The organism is Zoogloea sp. (assembly GCF_041904905.1).
Classification (GTDB): domain Bacteria; phylum Pseudomonadota; class Gammaproteobacteria; order Burkholderiales; family Rhodocyclaceae; genus Zoogloea.
Genome location: NZ_JAYRMI010000016.1, coordinates 17,612 through 39,157 on the forward strand (window position 1 = coordinate 17,612; position 21,546 = coordinate 39,157).

The window sequence follows — 21,546 nt, forward strand, 5'->3', positions numbered from 1 at the left end:
TCAGGGTTTTCCCGGATGGGCGGAGGGGAAACGCCGGATTTGGTGGAAACACCTTATTTGGCAGAATCCATTCCGACAGCCGACGCTGCATTGCACAAAAACAGACGGGTGGAGGAGACTTCCGTCCCGATGCGAGCCGGCGCCCAGATCAAATCAAGGAGAGTCCATGACTACGCAATTCGGCCCCTTCCAGGACGCCACGCTGGAAAACCTGATCGAACTCGGCCAGAGCCTTGCCTCGCAGGTCGAGAAGATCACCCGCCTGCAGGTGGAGGCGGGCCTCGCTTCGTCCCGCGAGGCCATGACCGCCGCGCAGGCCCTGATGGCGGTGAAGGATCCGGAAGGCCTCAGCAGCTGGCAGGCCACCTACCTGCAGCCCAACTTCGACCGTGCCGCCGACAGCGCCCGCCAGCAGTACGCGGTGCTGATGGAGACCCGCGAGATCCTCGCCGACGCCGTCAAGCAATCCACCGCCGACGCCACCCGCCAGATCCAGGACAACCTGGACCGCCTCGCCGAGGGCGCGCCGGAGGGCTTCGCGCCGCTGTTCCAGGCCATCCGCAAGGGGCTCGACACCCAGAACGCGGCCTTTGAATCGTTCAGCAAGGTGGCCGACCGGATCGGCGACATTGCCGAAGCCAATCTGCTCGCCCTCAAGGACGCCGCCGTGCCGGCGCCCAAGCGCAGCGTGGCGAAGCGCAAGGCCGCCTGACCGGCTTTACCGATCACGGGGTTCAAGGGTTGTGGCCGCGTCCTTCGGGATGCGGCCATTTTTTCGTTCACGGGGCGCTTCGCGCTACCATCGCGCCCCATGATCGACGACGACCTCCACGCCCGGGCCTGGGCGGCCATGATGAGCCCCGTGCCGGATCGAAAAACGGCGCTGACCTGCGCGCTTCGGGACGACTGGTGCGCGGGCCGGATCGCCGTGCCGGCGGCCAGCCCCGTGCCGGTGCGGGCGGTGGATGACCCGGGGCGGCCCGAGCGGCCGGCGCTCATCGCCCACACCGCGGTGCCCCGCCGCAAACCGGGCACCCCGGAAGGCCACGCCGCGCTGCTCCATGCCATCGCCCACATCGAGTTCAACGCGATCAACCTGGCGCTGGATTGCGTGTATCGCTTTCGCGATCTGCCGGCGGATTTCTACGCCGGGTGGCTGCAGGTGGCGGCCGAGGAGGCCTATCACTTCGGGCTGGTGTGCGAGCGGCTGGCCGCGCTGGGCCACGGCTACGGCGATTTTCCGGCCCATCGCGGGCTGTGGGACATGGCGGTGAAGACCGCCGACGACCCGCTCGCCCGAATGGCGCTGGTGCCGCGGGTGCTGGAGGCGCGGGGGCTGGACGCCACGCCGCCGATCGTGGCCGCGCTCAAGCGCATCGGCGACACGGCGACCATTGGCGTGCTCGACATCATCCTGCGCGACGAGATCGGCCATGTGGCGCTGGGCGACCGGTGGTTCCGCCACTTCTGCGCCGAGCGCGGGCTCGATCCGGAGCCAACTTATCTCGCGCTGATGACCGACTTCGACGCCCCGTGGCCACCCAAGCCGCTCAACGTCGAAGCCCGCCGGAAGGCGGGCTTCAGTGAGGCCGAGATCACCCGGCTGGAAGGCGGCAGGCCCCGCCGCCCGGATCAGAGCGAGCCGTAGGAGTGCAGGCCTGACAGGAACATATTGACGCCGACGAAGGCGAACGACGTGACCAGCAGGCCGATCACCGCCCACCAGGCCAGCATGGTGCCGCGCAGGCCCTTGGTGAGGCGCACGTGCAGCCAGGCGGCGTAGTTGAGCCACACGATGAAGGCCCAGGTTTCCTTCGGGTCCCACTGCCAGTAGGTGCCCCAGGCTTCCGCGGCCCACAGGGCGCCCAGGATGGTGGCGATGGTGAAGAAGGCGAAGCCGATGGCGATGGCCCTGTACATCACGTCGTCGAGCACCTCGGGGGCGGGCAGGCGGCTGGCCAGGATGCCCTTGCGTACCAGCAGGTCGGCCACGCCGATCATCGCCGCCAGGGCGAAGGCGCCATAGCCCACGAAGTTGGCCGGCACGTGCACCTTCATCCAGTAGCTTTGTAGCGCGGGGATCAGCGGCTGGATCTCCTGCGCCTCGCGGGAGAAGGTGTACCACAGCAGGAAGGCCACCGCGGCCGAGATCACCAGCAGCACGAAGGCGCCCATCCGGCGGGTGGCGTAGCGGCCTTCGTAGTAAAGATAGAGCAGGGCGGTGATCAGCGAGAACAGCACGAACACTTCGTAGAGGTTGCTGATGGGGATGTGGCCGACGTCGGTGCCGATCAGGTAGCTCTCGTACCAGCGCACGAAGAGGCCGGCGGTGCCCATCGTCGCGGCGCTCCAGGTGAGGGCGGAGCCGGTCTTCTCGGCGAAGTCGGAGCGGGCCAGCAGGCCCAGCCAGTAGGCGCCGGTGGCGATGAAGATGAGCGCGCTCATCCACATGATGGCCGTCTGGCTGGAGATGAGGTACTTGAGGAAGAACACCTGCTCGGCCCGGGCCAGGTCGCCTTGGTACAGCCCGATGCTGACCAGCGCCAGCGCGGTCGATGCCGCCAGGAACAGCCGGAAGGGCTTCCAGGCCCAGCCGATGGCGGCGATTGCCGGCACGGTGAGCACCAGGATCAGCTTCTCGTAGATGTCCATGAAGCCGCCGTACTGGCGCAGGGCGAAGGCGGCGCCGCCGGCCAGGGCGAGGGCGAACAGCCAGTCGCCGGGGCTCACGCGGCGCAGCAGGGCACTGTTGTCGTTGTGGGCGATGTCCATGAGTGAGGCCTCTTGAGAAGACGGTCGGGGCCGGGTCAGGCCGGTGTTGGGGGTTGGAGGGCGGCGGCGAGGCCGTCCCGATGGCGCCGGAAGGATTCTTCCACGTCCATCGATTTGCGGTTGGCGCTGAGGGCGATCAGCGCCTCACCCGAGTCTTTGATCAGCACGAAGAGCCGACGTTCGCGGACGTAGAGCATGGCGAACACGCCCAGCACCAGCAGCAGCGAGCCCAGATAGACGATGGGCTTGCCCGGCGAGCGGGTGACCTGCAGCACGGTGGCGCGGACTTCTTCGAAACCCGCCAGCTGGAGGAACACCGGCGCGCCGTAGTGCAGGCTGTCGCTGGTGGCGTTGAGGGTGTCGCGCACCAGCCGGGCGGCGGGGCCGTCGGCGCTCACGGCAGGCAGGCGGGCTTCCGCCCGGGCCAGCTTCCAGGCTTCCCAGGTGGCGCCTTCGAGGATCTTGATGAAGACGTCGGCGGCCTTGTCGCGTTCGGCCTCGGGGATGGTGCCCTCGATGAACTTGCCCACGCTCTCGAAGCCGCCGATGGCGAAGAGTTCCAGCGTCTTGCGGGTGGTTTCCTCCATCCGGCCGCGTACCGTGGCGTCCACGTCCGGGCCCAGGGCGGTGGCGGCGAAACGGCGGGCGAGTTCGGCGTGGCGGGATTTGTCGACCAGCTGGCGGCGGATCATGAACCAGCTGTCGGGCTTGCCGTCGGCGTCCATCGGGATGCGCATGAAGCGGAACTGGGCGGACGGCGAGTCGCGCATGCCCGCGAGCATGTACCAGGCGCCGTCCTGCTGGATGGGCTGCATGTAGGTCTGGTATTCGCGGGCCTGACCGGCGGAATCCCGGAGCTTGTACTGGAAGCTCGGGCCGACGTTCTGCATGTCTTTCCTGGTCGGGGACTTGGCGCCACTGCCCAGGTGCTTCTCTAAGCTGGCCATGGCGCTGGCTTCGGTGGGCTGCTCGTTGGCCATGTTCTCGATGTTGAAGGGGCGGAAGCTGCCAAGCTCCAGGGTGTGATCGAGCCCGGCGGCGCTCACCTTGATGGATTCGCCGACCGCGCCCTCCAGGGGGAAATCGCTGCCGGCGTCGGGGCGCAGGTCGTGGGCGACCAGCTTGAGGCGCGATCCGCCGTCCTCGAAGCTGGCCTGATACATCATCACGCCGTCGAACTCGAAGGGCTTGTTGACCTCGATGGTCTTCTCGATGGAGCGCCCGCTGGCGTTGTCGGTGACGATGATGTCGCTGGCGAAGCGCTTGGGCATCCCGCTCTCGTAGTGCTCCAGGTGGAACTTCTTGAGGGACACGGTGAAGGGCAGATCCTGCAGCAGGATGCCGTCCTGCACGTTGAGCACGGCCACGTTGGCGCTCTTGCCCTCGGGGATGAAGACGTTGCCGCGGAAGCTCCAGTTGTCGAGGCCGAGCCGGCTCTCGGGGCCGATGTCGGCGATCAGCTGGTTGCCGGCGGTGACCGTCTTGCCGCCCATCGCCATCTGCGCCTTGAGGGGCAGGTTGCCGTCGAGCAGGCCGCCGACGCAGATCAGCACGATGGCGGCGTGGGCCAGGAAGTAGCCGATGCGCGACCAGCTGCCCTGCTTGGCGGCCAGCAGCACGCCGTCGCCGCGAGGGTTGCTGCGGGTGGCGAAGCCGGCACGGGCGAGGTAGGCGCTGGCGGCGGCCTGAGCTTCAGCGGTGGGCAGTGCGCAGGGCACCCGGGTGTGGTGCTGGAACTGGGCGAGCGAGTTTTCCTTGGCGTGCTCGCGGAAGCTGCGCATGTCGAGCAGCATCGGACGGGTCTGGCGGACGATGCACACGCTGGTGGAGATCACCAGGAAAGCCAGGATGGTGAGGAACCACACCGAGTTATAGACCGCGTAGAGGCCCAGCTTCTCGAAGATCGGGAACCAGAACGGCCCGAACTGGTTGAGGTAGTTGTTGTAGGGCTCGTTCTGCTTGAGCACCGTCCCGATGATGGAGGCGATCCCGAGGATCGTCAGCAGGCTGATCGCGAAGCGCATCGAACTGAGCAGTTCGTAGAGGGCGCGGAGGGTGCTGCGTTGTCGCATGGGTGTCGGGCGGAGGTAACGGGTGAAAGCGGTTCGGGCGGGCCTTGCCGGCCAGGGTGGGCAGCGGGCGCGGGGTGGCCGGGGAAGGGCTGGCAGCGCTGCGCGGCAAAGAAAAGGGGTGGCCGAAACCACCCCTTTTTTATAGCTGCCGGGCGCTGGGAAGCGCCTTGACTCAGCGCAAGCCGGCGGCGTAGTCGGCGACGGCCTTGATCTCCGGATCGGTCATTTTGACGGCGATGGTGCGCATCATCTTGGCCGGGTCGTTGGCGCGCTCGCCGGCACGGAAGGCCTTGAGCTGGGCTTCGGTGTAGTCGGCGAACTGACCGGCCAGACGCGGGTACTGGGCGGGCAGGCCGGCACCGGCGGGGCCATGGCAGGCGGCACAGGCGGGAATGCCGCGCTTCAGGTCGCCGGCACGCCACAGGCGCTGACCGAGTTCGATGGAGGACTTGTCCTTGGCGGCTTCGGGCTTGAGCTTCTGGCCGGCGAAGTGGGCGGCGAGGCCCTTCATGTCGTCGGCGGAGAGGGCGGCGACCATGCCACCCATCACGGCGTTGGCGCGTTCGGCCGGCTTGCCGCCTTCGCTCTTGAAGTTGGTCAGCTGCTTGAAGAGGTATTCCGCATGCTGGCCCGCGAGTTTCGGGTTGGCGGGGATCTGGCTGTTGCCGTCAGCGCCGTGGCAGGCGCCGCAAACCTGTTCTGCAGTCTGTTTGGCCTTGGCCAGGTCGGGCTGGGCGGCAGCCTTGTCTTGGGCCTGAACCACGCCGGTGGCCAGAAGCAGCGAAAGCAGCAGGGAACGCTTGATCATGATGTCCTCGGAAGCCAAGAATGTGGATGTCTCAAACCTGCTATTCTATAGCAATTCCAGCCATTTGCGCGACGCAACGAAAGTGCTTCGCGCCCTCCCGTTCTACTCCATGTCACTGTTCCGTAACGCCCAGTTCGAAATCTCGATCGCCAAACCCAGCGGCCTGCCCCCGCCGAACGGCCCGGAGGTCGCCTTCGCCGGGCGCTCCAATGCCGGCAAGTCCAGCGCGATCAACACGCTGGCCAATCACACCCGGCTGGCCTTCGTTTCCAAGACTCCGGGCCGGACCCAGCTCATCAATTTCTTCCGGCTGAACAACGGTGCGGTGCTGGTGGATCTGCCCGGTTACGGCTACGCCGAGGTGCCCGAGGCCGTGCGCCGTCAGTGGCAGCACCTGCTGGAGGACTACCTCACCAAGCGGCCCAATCTGGTGGGGCTGGTGCTCATCATGGATTCGCGCCACCCCCTGAAGGATCGCGACATGGCGATGCTGGGCTGGTTTGCGCCCAGCGGCCGACCGATCCACGTGCTCCTCACCAAGAGCGACAAGCTCACCCGCAGCGAATCGGCGGCCACCCTCGCCGCGGTGCGCAAGGCGCTGGCGGCCTACGGCGAGCAGGTGACGGTGCAGCTCTTCTCCAGCCTCAAGAAGACCGGTGTCGAGGAGGTCGAGCGGGTGGTGGGGTCCTGGCTTGCCCCGGCGCCCGACGCCCTTTGACAATCTTTTCCACGGATGCGGGGCGGTGCGTGACATGACGCCGGACTCCTGAAGGGAATCTGTGCTATCAATGGCAGCTTCCCGCCCGCAGGCCGCTGGCCGCGTCTGGCGGTGAAGCATTTTTCGATTTCAACTTCCGATCTGCCATGCAACTCCAACCCGTCATCCTCTCCGGTGGCTCCGGCACCCGCCTGTGGCCGCTCTCCCGCGAACAGTACCCGAAACAACTGCTGGCCCTGGTGGGCGAGGAGACCATGCTGCAGGCCACGGCCGGGCGGCTGGCTGGCTTCCGGGGGCGTCTGCCGGTGGCCGAGGCGCCGATCGTCGTGTGCAACGAGGAATACCGCTTCGTCACCGCGGAGCAGCTGCGCTCGGTGGGGCGCAGCAGCCGCCACATCGTGCTCGAACCCGTCGGCCGCAACACCGCGCCGGCCCTGGCGCTGGCCGCGCTGGCGGTGCAGGAGGCCGATCCGGTGCTGCTGGTGATGCCGGCCGACCACGTGATGCGCGATCTGGCGGGCTTTCAGGCAGCCATCGACGCCGGCATCCCGGCCGCGCTTGAGGGCGCCATCGTCACCTTCGGCATCGTCCCGGACCGCGCCGAGACCGGCTATGGCTACATCCGCACGGGCGGCGCGAGGGCCGATGGCAGCAAGGCCATCGCCGCCTTCGTCGAGAAGCCCGACGCCGCCACGGCCCGGCGCTACCTGGAGAGCGGCGAGTACCTCTGGAACAGCGGCCTCTTCATGGTGCGCGCCAGCGTCTGGCTCAAGGCCCTCGCGGCGCTCCAGCCGGCGATGGCCAAGGCCTGCGAGGCGGCCTGGCAGGGTGGCTCGCGGGATGCCGATTTCGTGCGGGTGGATAAGGACGCCTTCGTCGCCTGCCCGTCGGATTCCATCGACTACGCCGTGATGGAGAAGCTCCCCGACGCCGGGCTGGGCATTTCGGGCTGCGTGGTGCCGATGAGCGCCGGCTGGTCCGACGTGGGCGCGTGGGATGCGCTGTGGGACATCGCCGACAAGGACTGCAGCGGCAACGTGGCCCGGGGCGATGTGCTGCTCGAAGATAGTCGCAACACCCTGGTGTACGCCCAGGACCGTATGGTGGCCTGCGTGGGGCTGGACGATACCGTGGTGGTGGAGACTCCCGACGCGGTGCTCGTGGCGCGCAAGGACAAGACCCAGAACGTCAAGCAGATCGTCGCCGCGCTCAAGCTCGACAAGCGCAGCCAGGCTTCGGCCCACCGCAAGATCCACCGCCCGTGGGGCTGGTACGACTCCATCGACGCCGGCCCGCGTTTCCAGGTGAAGCGCATCGTGGTCAATCCGGGTGCGCGCCTGAGCCTGCAGATGCACCATCACCGCGCCGAGCACTGGATCGTCGTGAAGGGCACCGCCGAAGTCACCAACGGCGACAAGGTGTTCCTGCTGGGCGAGAACGAATCGACCTTCATCCCGCTGGGGCATGTGCATCGCCTTGCCAACCCCGGCAAGCTGCCGCTCGAGATCATCGAGGTGCAGTCGGGCAGCTACCTGGGCGAGGACGACATCGTCCGCTTCGAGGACACCTACGGGCGGGGTTGAGGCTGCTGGGGCTGGGCCGGCCGATCAGGCGGGCTCGGCCACGAAGCCGAAGCGTGCCGGCACGTCGGCGCGCAGGATGCGCCCGACAGGCAGGTGCTGCCCGGCCCACTCGAGGCTGAGGGGCGCTTCGGCGGCTTCAAGCTTGCCGTGGAGGTGGGCGCAGAAGGCGGCCAGATCCCGGTCGTCCACGAGGCCGATCCCGTGCTCGGTGGCAAGGAGCAGGCTGCCTTCCTCGTCCAGCCAGGCGCCCGAAACCGCCTCCGCCAGCCGGCCGGTGTGGGTTTCCAGCCGGTCGGGCGCGGCGAGGTGGAGGATCGTCGGGGTGTAGTCCAGGTTCACGAACACCTGCTGCGGCCCGTTCTGGAAAAACCAGCGGCCGTCGGCGGTGGCCTCGAAGTTGCGGTTGATGAAGCCGCGCAGGCCCGGATGGCGGATCGGGCCTTCGGGCACACACCATTCGCCCCGGCGCGACAGCCGCAGCCAGCCGGTGCACGACGGCACGTCCGGCCATTTTGCCAGGGCCAGGCGGACGGCTTCATCCATGTCGGGCGACCGGGGCGCTTACCAGAGCTTCCACCAGGCCTGGGGCGCGGACTCCGGCCCCTTGCCGCCGAAGTAGCGGCTGTTCGGGAAGTTCTGGCGCATCACCCGCTCTGCGTCCTTGCGCAGCTCGGGCAGGTTGAGGGCGTCGTAGCTCTGCACCAGCAGGAACAGCGCCTCTTCGACGGCCGGCGACTGGGGGAAATCCTTGATCGCCGCCTGGGCCCGGTTGGCCGCCGCCACATAGGCGCCGCGCTTGTAGTAGTAACGCGCTACGTGGACTTCGTGGTTGGCGAGCGCGTTGATCAGGTAGCGCATCCGCAGCTGGGCGTCCGGGGTGTACTTGCTGTCGGGGAAGCGCTGGGTGAGTTCCTTGAAGGTGGCGAAGGCTTCGCGGGTGGCCTTGGGGTCGCGCTCGGAGAGATCCTGGTCGGCCAGGCTGCCGAGCATGCCGAGGTCTTCGTTGAAGTAGGCGAGGCCCTTCAGGTAGTAGGCGTAATCGACGTTGGCGTGGTTGGGGTGCAGCTTGATGAAGCGGTCGCAGGCCGCCACCGCCGACACCTGCTCGCCCGACTTGTAATAGGCGTAGGCCACCTCGAGCTGGGATTGCTGGGCGTAGCGGCCATAGGGGTAGCGTGCTTCGAGCTTCTCGAACATCTTGATGGCGCGCTCCCAGGCGCCATCGTTCATGGAGTCCTTGGCTTCGGAGTAGAGCTTTTGGGCGTTCCAGCCGACGGTTTCGTCGACCTGATCGGGGAGGCCGCAGCCGGCGAGCAGCAGCACGCCGACAAGCGTTAAACTACGCAGGGTGAAATGCGCCATCGAAAACTCTTTGGAAGAAGACTGGCTCGATTATAGCCCAGCCGCTCCTTCCCATTCCCCCTCGTCCGCGAGCCCCGCGCCCCAGCGCGAATTCATCCCCGACGATTGCGCAGGGATGCGCGTCGACCAGGCCCTCGCCCGACTTTTCCCCGAGCACTCCCGCAGCCGCCTGCAGTCCTGGTTGAAGTCCGGCCGGATCACCATCGACGGCGCCTCGCCCGACTCCAAGACCAAGGTGTGGGGGGGCGAGACCGTGACGGTGAGCCCCGAGCCCTCCGCCGCGATGCTCGCCGAGCAGGCCGAGGACATCCCGCTGCAGGTGATCTTCGAGGACGACACCGTGATCGTCATCGACAAGCCGGTGGGGCTGGTGGTCCATCCGGGCAGCGGCAACTGGTCCGGCACCCTGCTCAACGCGCTGCTGCATCGCGGCGCGGGTTTCCGCGATCTGCCCCGGGCGGGCATCGTCCATCGCCTCGACAAGGACACCAGCGGCCTGCTGGTGGTGGCCAAGACCCTCGAAGCCCAGACCGATCTGGTGCGTCAGCTGCAGGCGCGCACTGTCAAGCGCCACTATCTGGCGCTGGTGCACGGCGAACCTGCCCCGAGCGGTGAGGTGAATGCCCCCATCGGCCGCCATCCCGTCCAGCGCACCAGGATGGCCGTCGTGCCGGGCGGCCGCGAGGCGCTGACCCGCTACCGGGTGATCGAGCGCTTCGCCCGCGCCACGCTGGTCGAATGCGAACTCGCCACCGGCCGCACCCATCAGATCCGCGTCCACATGGCCCACATCGGGCATCCGCTGGTGGGCGACGCCACCTACGGCAAGGCGAAGAGCGCCGATCCGCGGCTCGACGCCTTCGCCCGTCAGGCGCTGCACGCCTGGCAGCTGGGCCTGATTCACCCGAAGACCGGCGAGGCCTGCCGCTGGCAGACGCCGCTGCCGGCGGATTTCGACGGCCTGCTGGAAACCTTGCGGGGGAGCGCCACGCCATGAGCGACGCCTGGATCGTGCCCGACTGGCCGGCGCCGGCGCGGGTGAGGGCCCTCTCCACCACCCGCGCCGGTGGCGTGAGCGTGGCGCCCTACGACAGCCTCAACCTGGGCACCCACGTGGGCGACGACCCGGCGTGCGTCGCCGCCAATCGGGCCGTTGTCCGGCGTCTGCTGCCGTCCGAGCCCGCGTGGCTCAATCAGGTGCACGGTACTGCGGTGGTGGATGCGGCTGCGGTGGCCGGTGTGCCGGATGCCGACGCGTCGGTGAGCCGCTCGTCCGGCGCGGTCTGTGTGGCGATGACCGCCGACTGCCTGCCGGTGCTGCTGTGCGACCGGGCAGGCACGGTGGTGGGCGCCGCCCATGCCGGCTGGCGCGGCCTGCACGGCGGGGTGATCGAGGCCGCGGTGGCGGCGATGCGGGTTGCCCCCGGCGACGTGATCGCCTGGCTCGGCCCGGCCATCGGGCCCGCCGCCTTCGAGGTGGGCGACGAGGTGCGGGCCGCCTTCGTGGCGGCCGACGCCGGCGCCGACGCGGCCTTCCGGCCCGCTGGCCAGCCCGGCAAATGGCTCGCCGACATCTACCTGCTGGCCCGGCGGCGCTTGGCCGCCCTGGGCGTCACGGCCATCCACGGGGGCGATTGCTGCACGGTTTCCGATGCGTCGCGCTTCTTCTCCTATCGGCGGGACGGCGTCACCGGGCGCATGGCTTCGCTGGTGTGGCTTGCCTGAAGCGCTTCCGGGCGCGACTGGCGATATACTTCCCGGCCTTTTTTCCTTCCCATGACCATGACGCCCCTCGCCTGGATTGTCGCAATGAGTTTTGCCGGCGGGCTGTTGAGCGTGGTGGTGGCTGCCGTCTTCGCCTTCACGGCGCGGCCCAACTGGGTGCCGGTGCTCATCAGCTACGCCATCGGCGCCCTGCTGGGCGCGGCCTTCCTCGAGGTGCTGCCCCACGCCATCGAGGCCGCCGAAAGCCCCGAGAAGGCCGCCATGAACGTGCTGGCCGGGATCATGCTGTTCTTCGTGCTCGAGAAGCTGGTGCTGTGGCGCCACTGTCACGACGAGGGCTGCCAGGGCCACGAACACCACCACCACGGGGGGCACGGGCATGACCACGGCCGCAGCGGCCTCCTGATCCTGATCGGCGACACCTTCCACAACTTCGTGGATGGCGTGCTGATCGCCGCCGCCTTCGTCGAGAGCACGCCCCTCGGGATCGTCACCGCGCTGGCCATTATCGCCCACGAGATCCCCCAGGAGGTGGGCGATTTCCTGATCCTGATCCACTCCGGCTACAGCAAGACCCGGGCGCTGGTGTTCAACCTGTTGTCCAGCCTCGCCACCCTGGTGGGCGGCATCCTGGCTTATGTGGCACTCTCCCACATGCAGGCGTTGGTGCCGGTGTTCCTCGCGCTGGCCGCCGCGAGTATGATCTACGTCGCGGTAGCCGATCTCATTCCAGGTTTGCACAAACGAACGGAATTGCGCGCCACCGCACAGCAGGTATTATTGATCGCCGCCGGCATCGCCTCGATCGTCTTCGCCCACCCCCTCGCGGAGCGTGCGCTGGGCTGATCGACGACGACGGGCCGGCGTACCGAACAGCCACAAGAACAGGGAGAGCGGCGCAAGGCCATAGAAGAAAAAAGTCAGCACCCCACCCACGACGGTGGTCTCCGCCGCGCTAGCCAGCAGCGCGACGTAAATCCAGGCGATAGCAACGATATACATACCCGAATTCTACTCGGCGCAGCGAGGCCGGGGAGAAGTGCGGCTCGGTGCGACAGCACCCCGTACGTGCGGGGGCTCCGCCGGCTGACGATCAATCGGGCCCGCGTCCGACGACACAACGAGGAGAGGTGGATGTCTGTTACACCCGAGCAGTCTGCCGAAGCACTGCAAGGCATGTTCAAGTTCGGCCAGTCGATGGCTGCGAATTTTTTCGATTTCCTCGCCAAGCAGGGTGCGGCGTTCCAGCAGGTGGCGCCCGCCCAGGCCCCGCAACTGCCGCTGCCCGAAGCCGAGGAACTCACCCGGCTGCAGAAGGAACTCGCCGAATCCCACGCCCGCCTGTGGGCCCACATGGCCCAGGTCAAACCGGGCGAGCCGGCCGAGCCGCTGGTCAAGGCGCCCGCCGGCGATCGCCGCTTCAATGCCCCCGAGTGGTCCGCGAGCCCGGTCTACGATTACATCCGCCAGGCCTATCTCCTCAACGCCGACTACCTCGCCAAGGTGGCCGACGCGCTGCCGGTGGCCGATGGCCGCACCAAGGCCCGGATGCAGTACCTCACCCGTCAGTACATCGACGCGATGGCCCCGTCCAACTTCGCGGCCACCAACCCCGAATTCATCCAGTCGGCGCTTGAAACCAAGGGCGAGAGCATCACCCAGGGTATCAAGAACCTGATCGGCGACATGGAGAAAGGCCGCATCTCGATGACCGACGACTCGGCCTTCGAGATCGGCCGCAATCTGGCCACCACGCCGGGCTCGGTGATCTACGAAAACGAGCTGATGCAGCTCATCCAGTACGCGCCGCTCACCGAGCAGGTCTACAAGACGCCGCTGCTGATCGTGCCGCCGTGCATCAACAAGTTCTACATCATGGATCTGCAGCCGGCCAACTCGCTGGTGCGCTTCGTCGTGGAGCAGGGCTTCACGGTGTTCCTGGTGTCCTGGAAGAACGCCAAGGAATCCGAAGCCCACTTCGGCTGGGACGACTACCTCGAGAAGGGCCCGATCACCGCCCTGCAGGTGGTGCGCGACATCACCAAGGTGGCCAAGCCCAACGTGCTTGGCTTCTGCGTGGGCGGCACCATCCTGTCGTCCTCGCTGGCGGTGCTGCGCGGCAAGGGCGAAGACCCGGCCGAGAGCCTCACCCTGATGACCACCCTGCTGGATTTCTCCGACGCCGGCGAGATCGGCTGTCTGGTGGACGAAGCCTCGGTGGCTGCCCGCGAGGCTTCCATCGGCCGCGGCGGGGTGTTCTCCGGCCGCGAGCTGGCCCAGGTGTTCTCCAGCCTGCGCGCCAATGACCTGATCTGGCAGTACGTGGTCGGCAACTACCTCAAGGGCAAGACCCCGGAGGCCTTCGACCTGCTGTACTGGAACTCTGACAGCACCAACCTTTCCGGCCCGTTCATCGCCTGGTACCTTCGCAACATGTACCTCGAGAACAACCTGCGCGTGCCGGGCAAGCTTGAGATGCTGGGCGTCAAGGTAGACATGGGCAAGGTCGATCTGCCGGCCTACCTGCTGGCCACCCGCGAAGACCACATCGTGCCCTGGACCAGCGCCTATCTGGTGCGCCAGATCCTCGGCGGCGAGACCACCTTCGTGCTGGGCGCCAGCGGCCACATCGCCGGTGCCATCAACCCGGCCTCCAAGAACCGCCGCAGCTACTGGACGAGCGACTCCACCGCGTCGGTGCCGGAAGAATGGCTCGAGACCGCCGTCGAACAGAAGGGCAGCTGGTGGCTGCACTGGGCCGAATGGCTCAAGCAGCGCAGCGGCGAGACGATCGCCGCCCGCAACAAGCCCGGCAACACGAAATACAAGGTGATCGAAGCGGCGCCCGGGCGTTACGTCAAGGAAACCGTCTGATCGCACTGCAGCACAACCCCGGGGCTTGATCCCCGGGGGAGAAAATCAAAAAAAGGTCGGCAGCGAGAGGAAGAAGGGGGGCGCTGCCGATTTCAGCTTACCCCCGCACTCACACTTTGAGGGAGAGAGACATGGCACGTGTAGCACTCGTAACCGGCGGTATGGGCGGTCTGGGCGAATCCATCTGCATCAAGCTGGCCGCGCTCGGATACAAGGTCGTCACCACCCACTCGCCGGGTAACGCCAAGGCGGCCGAATGGCTGCAGACGATGAACAACATGGGCTACGGCTTCAAGGCCTACCCCTGCGATGTGGCCGATTTCGACTCGTGCAAGGCCTGCGTCGAGCAGATCACCAACGACATCGGCCCCGTGGATGTGCTGGTCAACAACGCCGGCATCACCCGCGACATGACCTTCAAGCGCATGACCAAGGCTGACTGGGATGCCGTCATCCACACCAACCTCGACAGCGTCTTCAACATGACCAAGCAGGTCATGGACGGCATGGTCGAGCGCAAGTGGGGGCGCGTCATCAACGTCTCCTCGCTCAACGGCATCAAGGGCGCTTTCGGTCAGACCAACTACGCTGCGGCCAAGGCCGGCATGCATGGCTTCACCAAGTCTCTGGCCCTCGAAACCGCCAAGTCCGGGGTCACCGTCAATACCATCTCGCCGGGTTACATCGGCACCAAGATGGTTCTGGCGATTCCCCAGGAAGTCCTCGAAACCAAGATCCTGCCCCAGATTCCGATGAGCCGCCTCGGCAAGCCGGAAGAAATCGCGGGCCTGATCGCCTATCTCGCCTCCGATGAAGCTGCATTCGTGACCGGTGCCAACATCTCTATCAACGGCGGGCAGCATATGTTCTAATAAGCTTTTCGCACCGCAACAAAAGAAGGAAGTTAAAATGTCTCAACGCATCGCCCTTGTAACTGGTGCCGTCGGTGGCCTTGGCACTGCTATCTGTAAATCCCTTGCCGCCGCGGGCGTCCGCGTGGTCGGGAATTTCTTCCCTGGCGATCCCGCCAAGGACGCCTGGGTTGAAGCTCGCAAGGCGGAAGGTCTCGACATCCCGCTGTACGGGTTCGACGTCTCCGACTACGAGCAGTGCAAGGCGGCCGTTGAGGCGATCACCAACGAAGTCGGCCCGATCGACATCCTGGTGAACAACGCCGGCATCACCCGCGACAAGTTCTTCCCGAAGATGGAAAAGGGCCAGTGGGATGCGGTCATCGCGACCAACCTCACCAGCCTGTTCAACGTGACCCACACCATTTCCCCGAAGATGGCGGAACGTGGCTGGGGCCGCATCATCAACATCTCCTCGGTGAACGGCGTCAAGGGTCAGGCCGGTCAGACCAACTACTCCGCCGCCAAGGCCGGCGTGATCGGTTTCTCCAAGGCGCTGGCTGCCGAGCTGGCCACCAAGGGCGTCACCTGCAACGCCATCGCCCCGGGCTACATCGGCACCGACATGGTCATGGCGATCAAGGAAGAAATCCGTCAGGGCATCATCGACACCGTGCCGGTCAAGCGTCTTGGCAAGCCGGAAGAAATCGGTGCTGCCGTGGTCTATCTGGCTTCCGAGCTGGCTGGCTACGTCACCGGCGCCACCCTGAACGTGAACGGCGGTCTGTACTACCAGTAATCGGCTGCAACAAGCGTCACGAGGCCCCGCCGCATGGCGGGGCTTTTTTTTGCGCAGCGCAGTATAATCTCGTCAGGCGACTCTATCGCCGCCGAGGAGAAAACACAGATGGCCGATCAGATTCGCCTGATAAAAAAATACCCGAACCGCCGCCTTTACGACACCCAGACCAGTTCCTACATCACGCTCGCAGACGTGAAGGAGCTTGTGCTGGATCACGGTACCTTCCAGGTCGTCGACGCCAAGACCGGCGAAGACCTCACCCGCAACATCCTCCTGCAGATCATCCTCGAAGAGGAAGCCGGCGGGGCCCCGATGTTCACCAGCGACCTGCTCTCCCAGATGATCCGCTTCTACGGCAACGCCATGCAGGGGATGATGGGCAAGTATCTGGAGAACAACATCAAGGCCTTCACCGACATGCAGGCCAAGCTCCAGGATCAGGTTCGCTCGGTGTATGGCGAGAACGCCACGGTGAGCCAGGATCTGTGGGCCCAGTTCCTGAACTTCCAGGGGCCGGCCATGCAGAGCATGATGGGCGCCTACATGGAGCAATCCAAGAAGATGTACGCCCAGATGCAGGAGCAGTTGGATAGCCAGACCCGCAACCTGTTCTCCGGCTTCCAGTTTCCCGGCTTTGCGGCGGGCCTCGGCCCCGACAAGGGCGAGTCCCCGGAGCCCGGTGGCGACCCCACCGACGCCACCAAGAAGTGATGTCCCGGGCCGCGCAGTTGTCGCGGCCCTTGTGTTTTTTCCACCGGTTCTTCCTGACGCATGACCCAATCCAGCAAGCAGGGCGCCGCCCCGAAAGTCGGCTTCGTTTCCCTTGGCTGCCCCAAGGCCCTCGTCGACTCCGAACACATCCTCACCCGCCTGCGGGCCGAGGGCTACGAGATCTCGCCGTCGTACGAAGGCTCCGATCTGGTGGTCATCAACACCTGCGGCTTCATCGACGCCGCGGTAGAGGAATCCCTCGACGCCATTGGCGAAGCCCTCAACGAGAACGGCCGGGTGATCGTCACCGGCTGCCTGGGCGCCAAGGAAGACGTCGTGATGGCGGCCCACCCGCAGGTGCTCGCCGTCACCGGCCCCCATGCCACCGAGCAGGTCATGCAGGAGGTGCACAAGCACCTGCCCAAGCCCCACGATCCCTTCATCGATCTGCTGCCGCCCCAGGGGGTCAAGCTCACCCCCAACCACTACGCCTACCTCAAGATTTCCGAAGGCTGCAATCACCGCTGCACCTTCTGCATCATCCCGTCGCTGCGGGGCGATCTGGTCAGCCGCCCCATCGGCGACGTGATGCGCGAGGCCGAAAACCTGGTGAACGCCGGCGTCAAGGAGCTGCTGGTGGTGTCGCAGGACACCTCCGCCTACGGCGTCGACGTGAAGTACCGCACCGGCTTCTGGGGCGGCAAGCCCATGCGCACCAAGCTCTACGACCTGTGCAAGGCCCTGGGCGACCTGGGCGTGTGGGTGCGCCTGCACTACGTCTACCCGTATCCCAGCGTGGACGACATCATCCCGCTGATGGCCGAGGGCAAGATCCTCCCGTACCTCGACGTGCCCTTCCAGCACGCCAGCCCGCGCATCCTCAAGGCCATGAAGCGCCCGGCCAGCACCGAGAACAACCTGGAGCGCATCCGCCGCTGGCGCGAGATCTGCCCCGATCTGACCATCCGCTCCACCTTCATCACCGGCTTCCCGGGCGAGACGGATGCCGATTTCGAAGCGCTGCTGCAGTTCCTCGAAGAGGCCAAGCTCGACCGCGTGGGCGCCTTTGCCTACTCGCCGGTCGAAGGCGCCGCCGCCAACGAGCTGGCCGACCCGGTGCCCGATGAGATCCGCGAAGAGCGCCGCATCCAGCTGATGGAGTTCCAGGAGGACATCTCCACCGAGCGCCTCGAGCGCTTCATCGGCCGCGAGATGACCGTGCTGGTGGACGAGATCGACGAGGAGGGCGCCCTGGCCCGCTCGCCCGGCGACGCGCCGGAGATCGACGGCCTGGTCATCGTCCCGGCAGGGGAGCACCTCGAACCCGGCGAGTTTGCCCGCGTCCGCATCACCGACTGCGACGTCCATGACCTCTACGCCGAGCCGATCTGAGCGTGTCACACCCCGCGCGGGCCGCGCCCCGGCATTGCCCGCGCGACCATGAAACGCACCCCCCGCATCGGTATCGCCCTCGGTAGCGGTTCGGCCCGCGGGTGGGCGCACATCGGGGTGCTGCGGGCCCTGGCCCGTGAGGGCATCGAACCGCAGATCGTCGCCGGCTGCTCCATCGGGGCCTTCGTGGGTGCGGTGGCGGCGGCGGGCGATCTGGAAAAGCTGGGTAGCTGGGTCGAGACCCTGGGCTGGCAGGACGTGGTCGGCCTGATGGACATGGGCCTGCGTGGCGGTCTCATCAAGGGCGACCGGCTGATCGCCTTCTTCGAACGCAACTTCGTCGACCGGGATTTCGTTGCCCTGAGCCACAGCTTCGGCTGCGTCGCCACCGACCTGCAGAGCGGGCATGAAGTGTGGCTGCGGGAGGGTAGCGTTTCCGCCGCGGTGCGCGCCTCCATCGCCCTGCCGGGCCTGCTCACCCCGTCGTGGCACGACGGCCGGCTGCTGGTGGATGGCGGGCTCGTCAATCCGGTGCCGGTGTCGCTGGCCCGGGCGATGGGCGCCGACATCGTCATCGCCGTCGATCTCAACTCCGACGTGGTGGGCGCCGCGTGGCGCAACCGGGGCGAGCCCGAGCCCGCCGCCGAATCCGCCTCCAATGGCTGGTCGAAGCGCCTGCTCTCCCGCTTCGGGCGCAGCAGGCCGCCGGCCGACGAGGACGGGGAGGGCGCCGACGACACGCCGGAAGGCATCCCCTCGATGCTCACCGTGATGCAGAGCAGCATCGCCATCATGTCGGTGCGTATCGCCCGCAGCCGTCTGGCTGGCGAGCCTGCCGACGTGCTCATCGCCCCACGCCTCGCCCAACTTGGCCTGATGGACTACCACCGGGGCAGCGAGGCGATTGCCGAAGGCGAGGCCGCCGTCGAACTGGCGCTGCCCGCCATCCGCCGCGCCCTTGGGCGCTGACCGCATCGCCACACCGGGAGGCTGCATGAGCGCCCTGATCGAAACTCTGCGCGACATCGTCGGCGACAGCCACTGCCTCGTCGCCGCGGCCGACACCGCGCCCTACCTGACCGACTGGCGCGGGCGCTACACCGGCACGGCCCTCGCGGTCGTGCTGCCCGCCGACACCGCCCAGGTCGCGGCGGTCGTGCGCGCCTGCGCCGCGGCGGGCTGCGCCATCGTCCCCCAGGGCGGCAATACCGGCCTGTGCGGCGGCGCCACGCCGGTAGCGGGCAGTGCGCCGGTCGTGGTCAATCTCTCCCGGCTCTCCCGGGTGCGGCGGGTCGATGCCGCCAACAACGCCATCGTCGTCGAGGCCGGCGTCACCCTGGCTGCGGTCCAGGCCGCCGCCGAGGAAGCCGACCGGCTGTTCCCCCTCTCCCTGGCCAGCGAAGGCAGTTGCGAGGTGGGCGGCTTCGTGTCCACCAACGCCGGTGGCGTGCAGGTGCTGCGCTACGGCAACGCCCGCGAGCTTGTGCTGGGGCTGGAGGTGGTGCTGCCCGACGGTCAGGTGTGGGACGGCCTGCGGGCGCTGCGCAAGGACAACACCGGCTACGATCTCAAGCAGCTGTTCATCGGCGCCGAGGGCACGCTGGGCATCGTCACCGCCGCCAGTCTCAAGCTCTTTCCGCGCCTGCGCGCAGCGGCCACCGCCTGGCTGGCCGTCGCCGATCCTGCCGCGGCGGTTCAACTGCTGGCCTGCCTGCGCGCCGTGGCGGGCGACCGGGTGACCGCGTTCGAGCTGGTCGGCCGGCCAGCGTTGGCGCTGGTGCTGCAGCACATCCCCGGTGCCCGCGACCCCCTCGCCAGCCCCCACCCCTGGTATGTGCTCGTCGAACTCAGCGATACCCGCGCAGATGCCGGGCTGGAGGTCCTGCTCGAGCAGGCGGTGGAGCAGGGCGTCGAGGCGGGGGCGATCCTCGATGGCGCCATCGCCGCCAGCGCCGCCCAGGCCGCCGCCTTGTGGGCCCTGCGCGAGAACATCTCCGAGGCCCAGAAGCGCGAAGGCCTGAGCATCAAGCACGACATCTCGGTGCCGGTCAGCGCCATTCCCGAATTCATCGACCGCGCCGGCGAACGTCTCGAAGCGGCGTATCCGGGCCTGCGCATCGTGTGCTTCGGCCATCTGGGCGACGGCAACCTGCACTACAACCCGTCGCGACCGGCGCAGGGCGAGAACGCCGCCTTTATCGCACGCACCGCCGAGGTCAATCGAATCGTCCACGATCTGGTTGCCGAACTGGGCGGGTCGATCTCCGCCGAGCACGGCATCGGCCAGCTCAAGCGCGACATCCTGCCCCGCTACAAGTCGGCCATCGAGATGGAATTAATGGCGCGCATCAAATTGGCTCTGGACCCGGCCGGCCGGATGAACCCAGGAAAAATGCTCTAGCGTGACGCGTTGCACAGGCAATTTTGCAGGTTGTTACGCGGGTCTTCGGGACGTCGAAATCGGAATCCACCCGCTTTGTCGGGTTTTTTAACACATGCTTTTTTTGTGGCTTGTTGTTTTTCGTAAATTCATGAAATCGCACGGTTTTTAATTTTTGGCACATTAAATGCTAAGTTTCGATACGAAACAGACTTTCACGCCACTCCACTCGTAATCCGCTCGGCCGCGGAGGATGGGTCGGCGAATTGTCTGCGCGTTGCAATTCAATCAAGGAGATCCAACCCATGAAAAAGACGGCCTTGCTCGCAGTAGCGGCTGCGCTGACCACGGTCAGTGCTGGCGCCAACGCAGCTGTTTATTCGACGACCTTCCAGAACCTCACCGGCAACTTCCTGATCAGCGGTTTCGGCGTCGATACCGCCGGCGCCACCGATGCGGACCTCGATTCCAAGTTCACGGTTTCGCTGACCAACGTCAACGGCAAGGTCACCATCGAAGTGCCCATCGCCGCCGACTACAAGGTCTACGCCAAGGCTGGCTCCACTTCGTTCATCGACTTTGACGGTGTCGTCGGCCCCGACCTGGGCGTCGCCTACGCTGCCAACACCCTGATCGGCAGTGGCCCGCTGGCTGTCACCAACACCAGCACCAAGCTCGTCGAGTTCGACTTCAACGGCGTCGGCACCACCTCCCTCAAGCTGGACGGCGTCTCCCAGGCGATTCCCTACTCCACCGGCAGCATCACCGTGAGCGGCGCCGGTGCCACCGCGCTGTTCGGTTCGCTCCTCGGTCTGGGTTCCTTCCTGAGCGGCCCGGTTTCCGGCACCGTCGATATTCTCTACACCGTCTCCCAGGATCGCATCGACATCACCATCGATGAAGCCAACCTGATCGGCGGCAAGTTCGAGAACGCCCTGCTGACCCTCGACAACATGCCCGCCGGCTTCATCCCGGGCAAGGGCGCTGGCAACCGCGATGCCATCATCGATGGCACCTTCGCCTCCAATGGTGTGATCTACGCCGTCTCCGAGCCCGCCTCCATGGCGCTGCTGGGTCTTGGCATGGCTGGCCTCGCGGCCGTCCGTCGCCGCAAGGCTGCCTGATAAGCCAGTCTTGTCGGTTTGAGCGGCAGCCTTCGGGCTGCCGCTTTTCGTTTCAGCCAGCCAGCTGAGGGCAGGCGGCAAGCGCCCCGACGATCCGCCCGGCCACGCCGAACCGCGCTAACGCAAAATATTTTCAAATGGGGGTTTACAGGTGCCAGGTCGATGTCTATAATGCGGTCTTCTTTGACGGGGGTATAGCTCAGCTGGGAGAGCGCTTGCATGGCATGCAAGAGGTCAGCGGTTCGATCCCGCTTACCTCCACCAAAAGAAATTGTCCCCATCGTCTAGAGGCCTAGGACACCGCCCTTTCACGGCGATAACCGGGGTTCGAATCCCCGTGGGGACGCCAGTCAAAAGTCCTGTTTCAGGCAG

The 21,546-nt window shown here is 66.5% G+C and carries 20 protein-coding genes and 2 tRNA genes; 17 read left to right on the forward strand and 5 right to left on the reverse strand.

Annotation, left to right across the window (positions count from 1 at the left end):
- Nucleotides 1-166 precede the first annotated feature (166 nt).
- Nucleotides 167-712 (forward strand): phasin family protein, encoded by a 546-nt coding sequence (locus tag ACE3N6_RS06660; RefSeq protein ID WP_374244410.1) that lies wholly within the window; start codon nt 167-169, stop codon nt 710-712.
- Between the two features lie 99 nt (nt 713-811).
- A complete protein-coding gene (locus ACE3N6_RS06665) occupies nt 812-1,648 on the forward strand; it encodes a ferritin-like domain-containing protein (protein WP_374244411.1) in 837 nt (278 codons plus the stop codon).
- Here the strand turns inward: ACE3N6_RS06665 and ccsB are convergent.
- The 3 genes from ccsB to ACE3N6_RS06680 form a co-directional block, all read right to left on the reverse strand.
- Entirely contained in the window at nt 1,633-2,772 is a 1,140-nt protein-coding gene (ccsB, locus tag ACE3N6_RS06670; RefSeq protein WP_374244412.1) for a c-type cytochrome biogenesis protein CcsB, read from the reverse strand. The two genes, ACE3N6_RS06665 and ccsB, sit on opposite strands and share 16 nt — an antisense overlap.
- A gap of 35 nt (nt 2,773-2,807) precedes the next feature.
- Entirely contained in the window at nt 2,808-4,844 is a 2,037-nt protein-coding gene (locus ACE3N6_RS06675) for a cytochrome c biogenesis protein ResB (RefSeq protein WP_374244413.1), read from the reverse strand.
- Nucleotides 4,845-5,016: 172 nt separating this feature from the next.
- Nucleotides 5,017-5,652 carry a cytochrome c gene (locus ACE3N6_RS06680; RefSeq protein WP_374244414.1) on the reverse strand — a complete coding sequence of 212 codons (636 nt, stop codon included), beginning with the start codon at nt 5,650-5,652 and terminating at the stop codon, nt 5,017-5,019.
- A 109-nt stretch (nt 5,653-5,761) separates the two neighbouring features.
- On the opposite strand from ACE3N6_RS06680, the gene yihA reads away from it, so the two are divergent.
- Nucleotides 5,762-6,370 (forward strand): ribosome biogenesis GTP-binding protein YihA/YsxC, encoded by a 609-nt coding sequence (yihA, locus tag ACE3N6_RS06685; protein ID WP_374244415.1) that lies wholly within the window; start codon nt 5,762-5,764, stop codon nt 6,368-6,370.
- A gap of 146 nt (nt 6,371-6,516) precedes the next feature.
- Nucleotides 6,517-7,953, forward strand: a complete 1,437-nt coding sequence (locus tag ACE3N6_RS06690; RefSeq protein WP_374244416.1) for a mannose-1-phosphate guanylyltransferase/mannose-6-phosphate isomerase — start codon at nt 6,517-6,519, stop codon at nt 7,951-7,953.
- A 24-nt stretch (nt 7,954-7,977) separates the two neighbouring features.
- On the opposite strand, the gene ACE3N6_RS06695 is transcribed toward ACE3N6_RS06690, so the two are convergent.
- Entirely contained in the window at nt 7,978-8,496 is a 519-nt protein-coding gene (locus ACE3N6_RS06695) for a DUF2946 family protein (RefSeq protein WP_374244417.1), read from the reverse strand.
- A gap of 18 nt (nt 8,497-8,514) precedes the next feature.
- Complete coding sequence (locus ACE3N6_RS06700; protein ID WP_374244418.1) at nt 8,515-9,315, reverse strand: outer membrane protein assembly factor BamD; 801 nt, start codon at nt 9,313-9,315, stop codon at nt 8,515-8,517.
- Here ACE3N6_RS06700 and ACE3N6_RS06705 point away from each other — a divergent pair.
- From ACE3N6_RS06705 to ACE3N6_RS06765, 13 genes are all read left to right on the forward strand, one after another.
- Nucleotides 9,302-10,312: an RluA family pseudouridine synthase gene (locus ACE3N6_RS06705; protein WP_374244419.1), complete on the forward strand. Its 1,011-nt coding sequence runs from the start codon at nt 9,302-9,304 to the stop codon at nt 10,310-10,312. The two genes, ACE3N6_RS06700 and ACE3N6_RS06705, sit on opposite strands and share 14 nt — an antisense overlap.
- Entirely contained in the window at nt 10,309-11,040 is a 732-nt protein-coding gene (pgeF, locus tag ACE3N6_RS06710; RefSeq protein ID WP_374244420.1) for a peptidoglycan editing factor PgeF, read from the forward strand. Before ACE3N6_RS06705 ends, pgeF begins: the two co-directional genes overlap by 4 nt.
- 84 nt (nt 11,041-11,124) lie before the next feature.
- Nucleotides 11,125-11,886 carry a ZIP family metal transporter gene (locus ACE3N6_RS06715; RefSeq protein ID WP_374244421.1) on the forward strand — a complete coding sequence of 254 codons (762 nt, stop codon included), beginning with the start codon at nt 11,125-11,127 and terminating at the stop codon, nt 11,884-11,886.
- 288 nt (nt 11,887-12,174) lie between these two features.
- Nucleotides 12,175-13,914 carry a PHA/PHB synthase family protein gene (locus ACE3N6_RS06720; RefSeq protein ID WP_374244422.1) on the forward strand — a complete coding sequence of 580 codons (1,740 nt, stop codon included), beginning with the start codon at nt 12,175-12,177 and terminating at the stop codon, nt 13,912-13,914.
- 131 nt (nt 13,915-14,045) lie between these two features.
- A complete protein-coding gene (phbB, locus tag ACE3N6_RS06725; RefSeq protein ID WP_374244423.1) occupies nt 14,046-14,786 on the forward strand; it encodes an acetoacetyl-CoA reductase in 741 nt (246 codons plus the stop codon).
- 37 nt (nt 14,787-14,823) lie between these two features.
- Nucleotides 14,824-15,564 carry an acetoacetyl-CoA reductase gene (gene phbB, locus ACE3N6_RS06730; RefSeq protein ID WP_374244424.1) on the forward strand — a complete coding sequence of 247 codons (741 nt, stop codon included), beginning with the start codon at nt 14,824-14,826 and terminating at the stop codon, nt 15,562-15,564.
- A 108-nt stretch (nt 15,565-15,672) separates the two neighbouring features.
- A complete protein-coding gene (gene phaR / locus ACE3N6_RS06735; RefSeq protein WP_374244425.1) occupies nt 15,673-16,278 on the forward strand; it encodes a polyhydroxyalkanoate synthesis repressor PhaR in 606 nt (201 codons plus the stop codon).
- 60 nt (nt 16,279-16,338) lie between these two features.
- Nucleotides 16,339-17,670 (forward strand): 30S ribosomal protein S12 methylthiotransferase RimO, encoded by a 1,332-nt coding sequence (rimO, locus tag ACE3N6_RS06740; RefSeq protein WP_374244426.1) that lies wholly within the window; start codon nt 16,339-16,341, stop codon nt 17,668-17,670.
- 48 nt (nt 17,671-17,718) lie between these two features.
- Complete coding sequence (gene rssA, locus ACE3N6_RS06745) at nt 17,719-18,639, forward strand: patatin-like phospholipase RssA (RefSeq protein ID WP_374244427.1); 921 nt, start codon at nt 17,719-17,721, stop codon at nt 18,637-18,639.
- Nucleotides 18,640-18,664: 25 nt separating this feature from the next.
- Nucleotides 18,665-20,071 carry an FAD-binding oxidoreductase gene (locus ACE3N6_RS06750; RefSeq protein WP_374244428.1) on the forward strand — a complete coding sequence of 469 codons (1,407 nt, stop codon included), beginning with the start codon at nt 18,665-18,667 and terminating at the stop codon, nt 20,069-20,071.
- Between the two features lie 284 nt (nt 20,072-20,355).
- Complete coding sequence (locus ACE3N6_RS06755) at nt 20,356-21,174, forward strand: PEP-CTERM sorting domain-containing protein (protein ID WP_374244429.1); 819 nt, start codon at nt 20,356-20,358, stop codon at nt 21,172-21,174.
- Between the two features lie 188 nt (nt 21,175-21,362).
- Nucleotides 21,363-21,438 (forward strand) — tRNA-Ala (locus tag ACE3N6_RS06760).
- A 9-nt stretch (nt 21,439-21,447) separates the two neighbouring features.
- Nucleotides 21,448-21,523 (forward strand) — tRNA-Glu (locus ACE3N6_RS06765).
- Nucleotides 21,524-21,546: the final 23 nt, after the last annotated feature.

Excerpts from the sequence above, each read along its gene's own strand:
- ACE3N6_RS06660 (WP_374244410.1), top strand. The coding sequence starts at position 167 with ATGACTACGCAATTCGGCCCCTTCCAGGACGCCACGCTGGAAAACCTG.
- ACE3N6_RS06665 (WP_374244411.1), top strand. The coding sequence starts at position 812 with ATGATCGACGACGACCTCCACGCCCGGGCCTGGGCGGCCATGATGAGC.
- ccsB (WP_374244412.1), bottom strand. The coding sequence starts at position 2,772 with ATGGACATCGCCCACAACGACAACAGTGCCCTGCTGCGCCGCGTGAGC.
- ACE3N6_RS06675 (WP_374244413.1), bottom strand. The coding sequence starts at position 4,844 with ATGCGACAACGCAGCACCCTCCGCGCCCTCTACGAACTGCTCAGTTCG.
- ACE3N6_RS06680 (WP_374244414.1), bottom strand. The coding sequence starts at position 5,652 with ATGATCAAGCGTTCCCTGCTGCTTTCGCTGCTTCTGGCCACCGGCGTG.
- yihA (WP_374244415.1), top strand. The coding sequence starts at position 5,762 with ATGTCACTGTTCCGTAACGCCCAGTTCGAAATCTCGATCGCCAAACCC.
- ACE3N6_RS06690 (WP_374244416.1), top strand. The coding sequence starts at position 6,517 with ATGCAACTCCAACCCGTCATCCTCTCCGGTGGCTCCGGCACCCGCCTG.
- ACE3N6_RS06695 (WP_374244417.1), bottom strand. The coding sequence starts at position 8,496 with ATGGATGAAGCCGTCCGCCTGGCCCTGGCAAAATGGCCGGACGTGCCG.
- ACE3N6_RS06700 (WP_374244418.1), bottom strand. The coding sequence starts at position 9,315 with ATGGCGCATTTCACCCTGCGTAGTTTAACGCTTGTCGGCGTGCTGCTG.
- pgeF (WP_374244420.1), top strand. The coding sequence starts at position 10,309 with ATGAGCGACGCCTGGATCGTGCCCGACTGGCCGGCGCCGGCGCGGGTG.
- ACE3N6_RS06715 (WP_374244421.1), top strand. The coding sequence starts at position 11,125 with ATGAGTTTTGCCGGCGGGCTGTTGAGCGTGGTGGTGGCTGCCGTCTTC.
- ACE3N6_RS06720 (WP_374244422.1), top strand. The coding sequence starts at position 12,175 with ATGTCTGTTACACCCGAGCAGTCTGCCGAAGCACTGCAAGGCATGTTC.
- phbB (WP_374244423.1), top strand. The coding sequence starts at position 14,046 with ATGGCACGTGTAGCACTCGTAACCGGCGGTATGGGCGGTCTGGGCGAA.
- phbB (WP_374244424.1), top strand. The coding sequence starts at position 14,824 with ATGTCTCAACGCATCGCCCTTGTAACTGGTGCCGTCGGTGGCCTTGGC.
- phaR (WP_374244425.1), top strand. The coding sequence starts at position 15,673 with ATGGCCGATCAGATTCGCCTGATAAAAAAATACCCGAACCGCCGCCTT.
- rimO (WP_374244426.1), top strand. The coding sequence starts at position 16,339 with ATGACCCAATCCAGCAAGCAGGGCGCCGCCCCGAAAGTCGGCTTCGTT.
- rssA (WP_374244427.1), top strand. The coding sequence starts at position 17,719 with ATGAAACGCACCCCCCGCATCGGTATCGCCCTCGGTAGCGGTTCGGCC.
- ACE3N6_RS06750 (WP_374244428.1), top strand. The coding sequence starts at position 18,665 with ATGAGCGCCCTGATCGAAACTCTGCGCGACATCGTCGGCGACAGCCAC.
- ACE3N6_RS06755 (WP_374244429.1), top strand. The coding sequence starts at position 20,356 with ATGAAAAAGACGGCCTTGCTCGCAGTAGCGGCTGCGCTGACCACGGTC.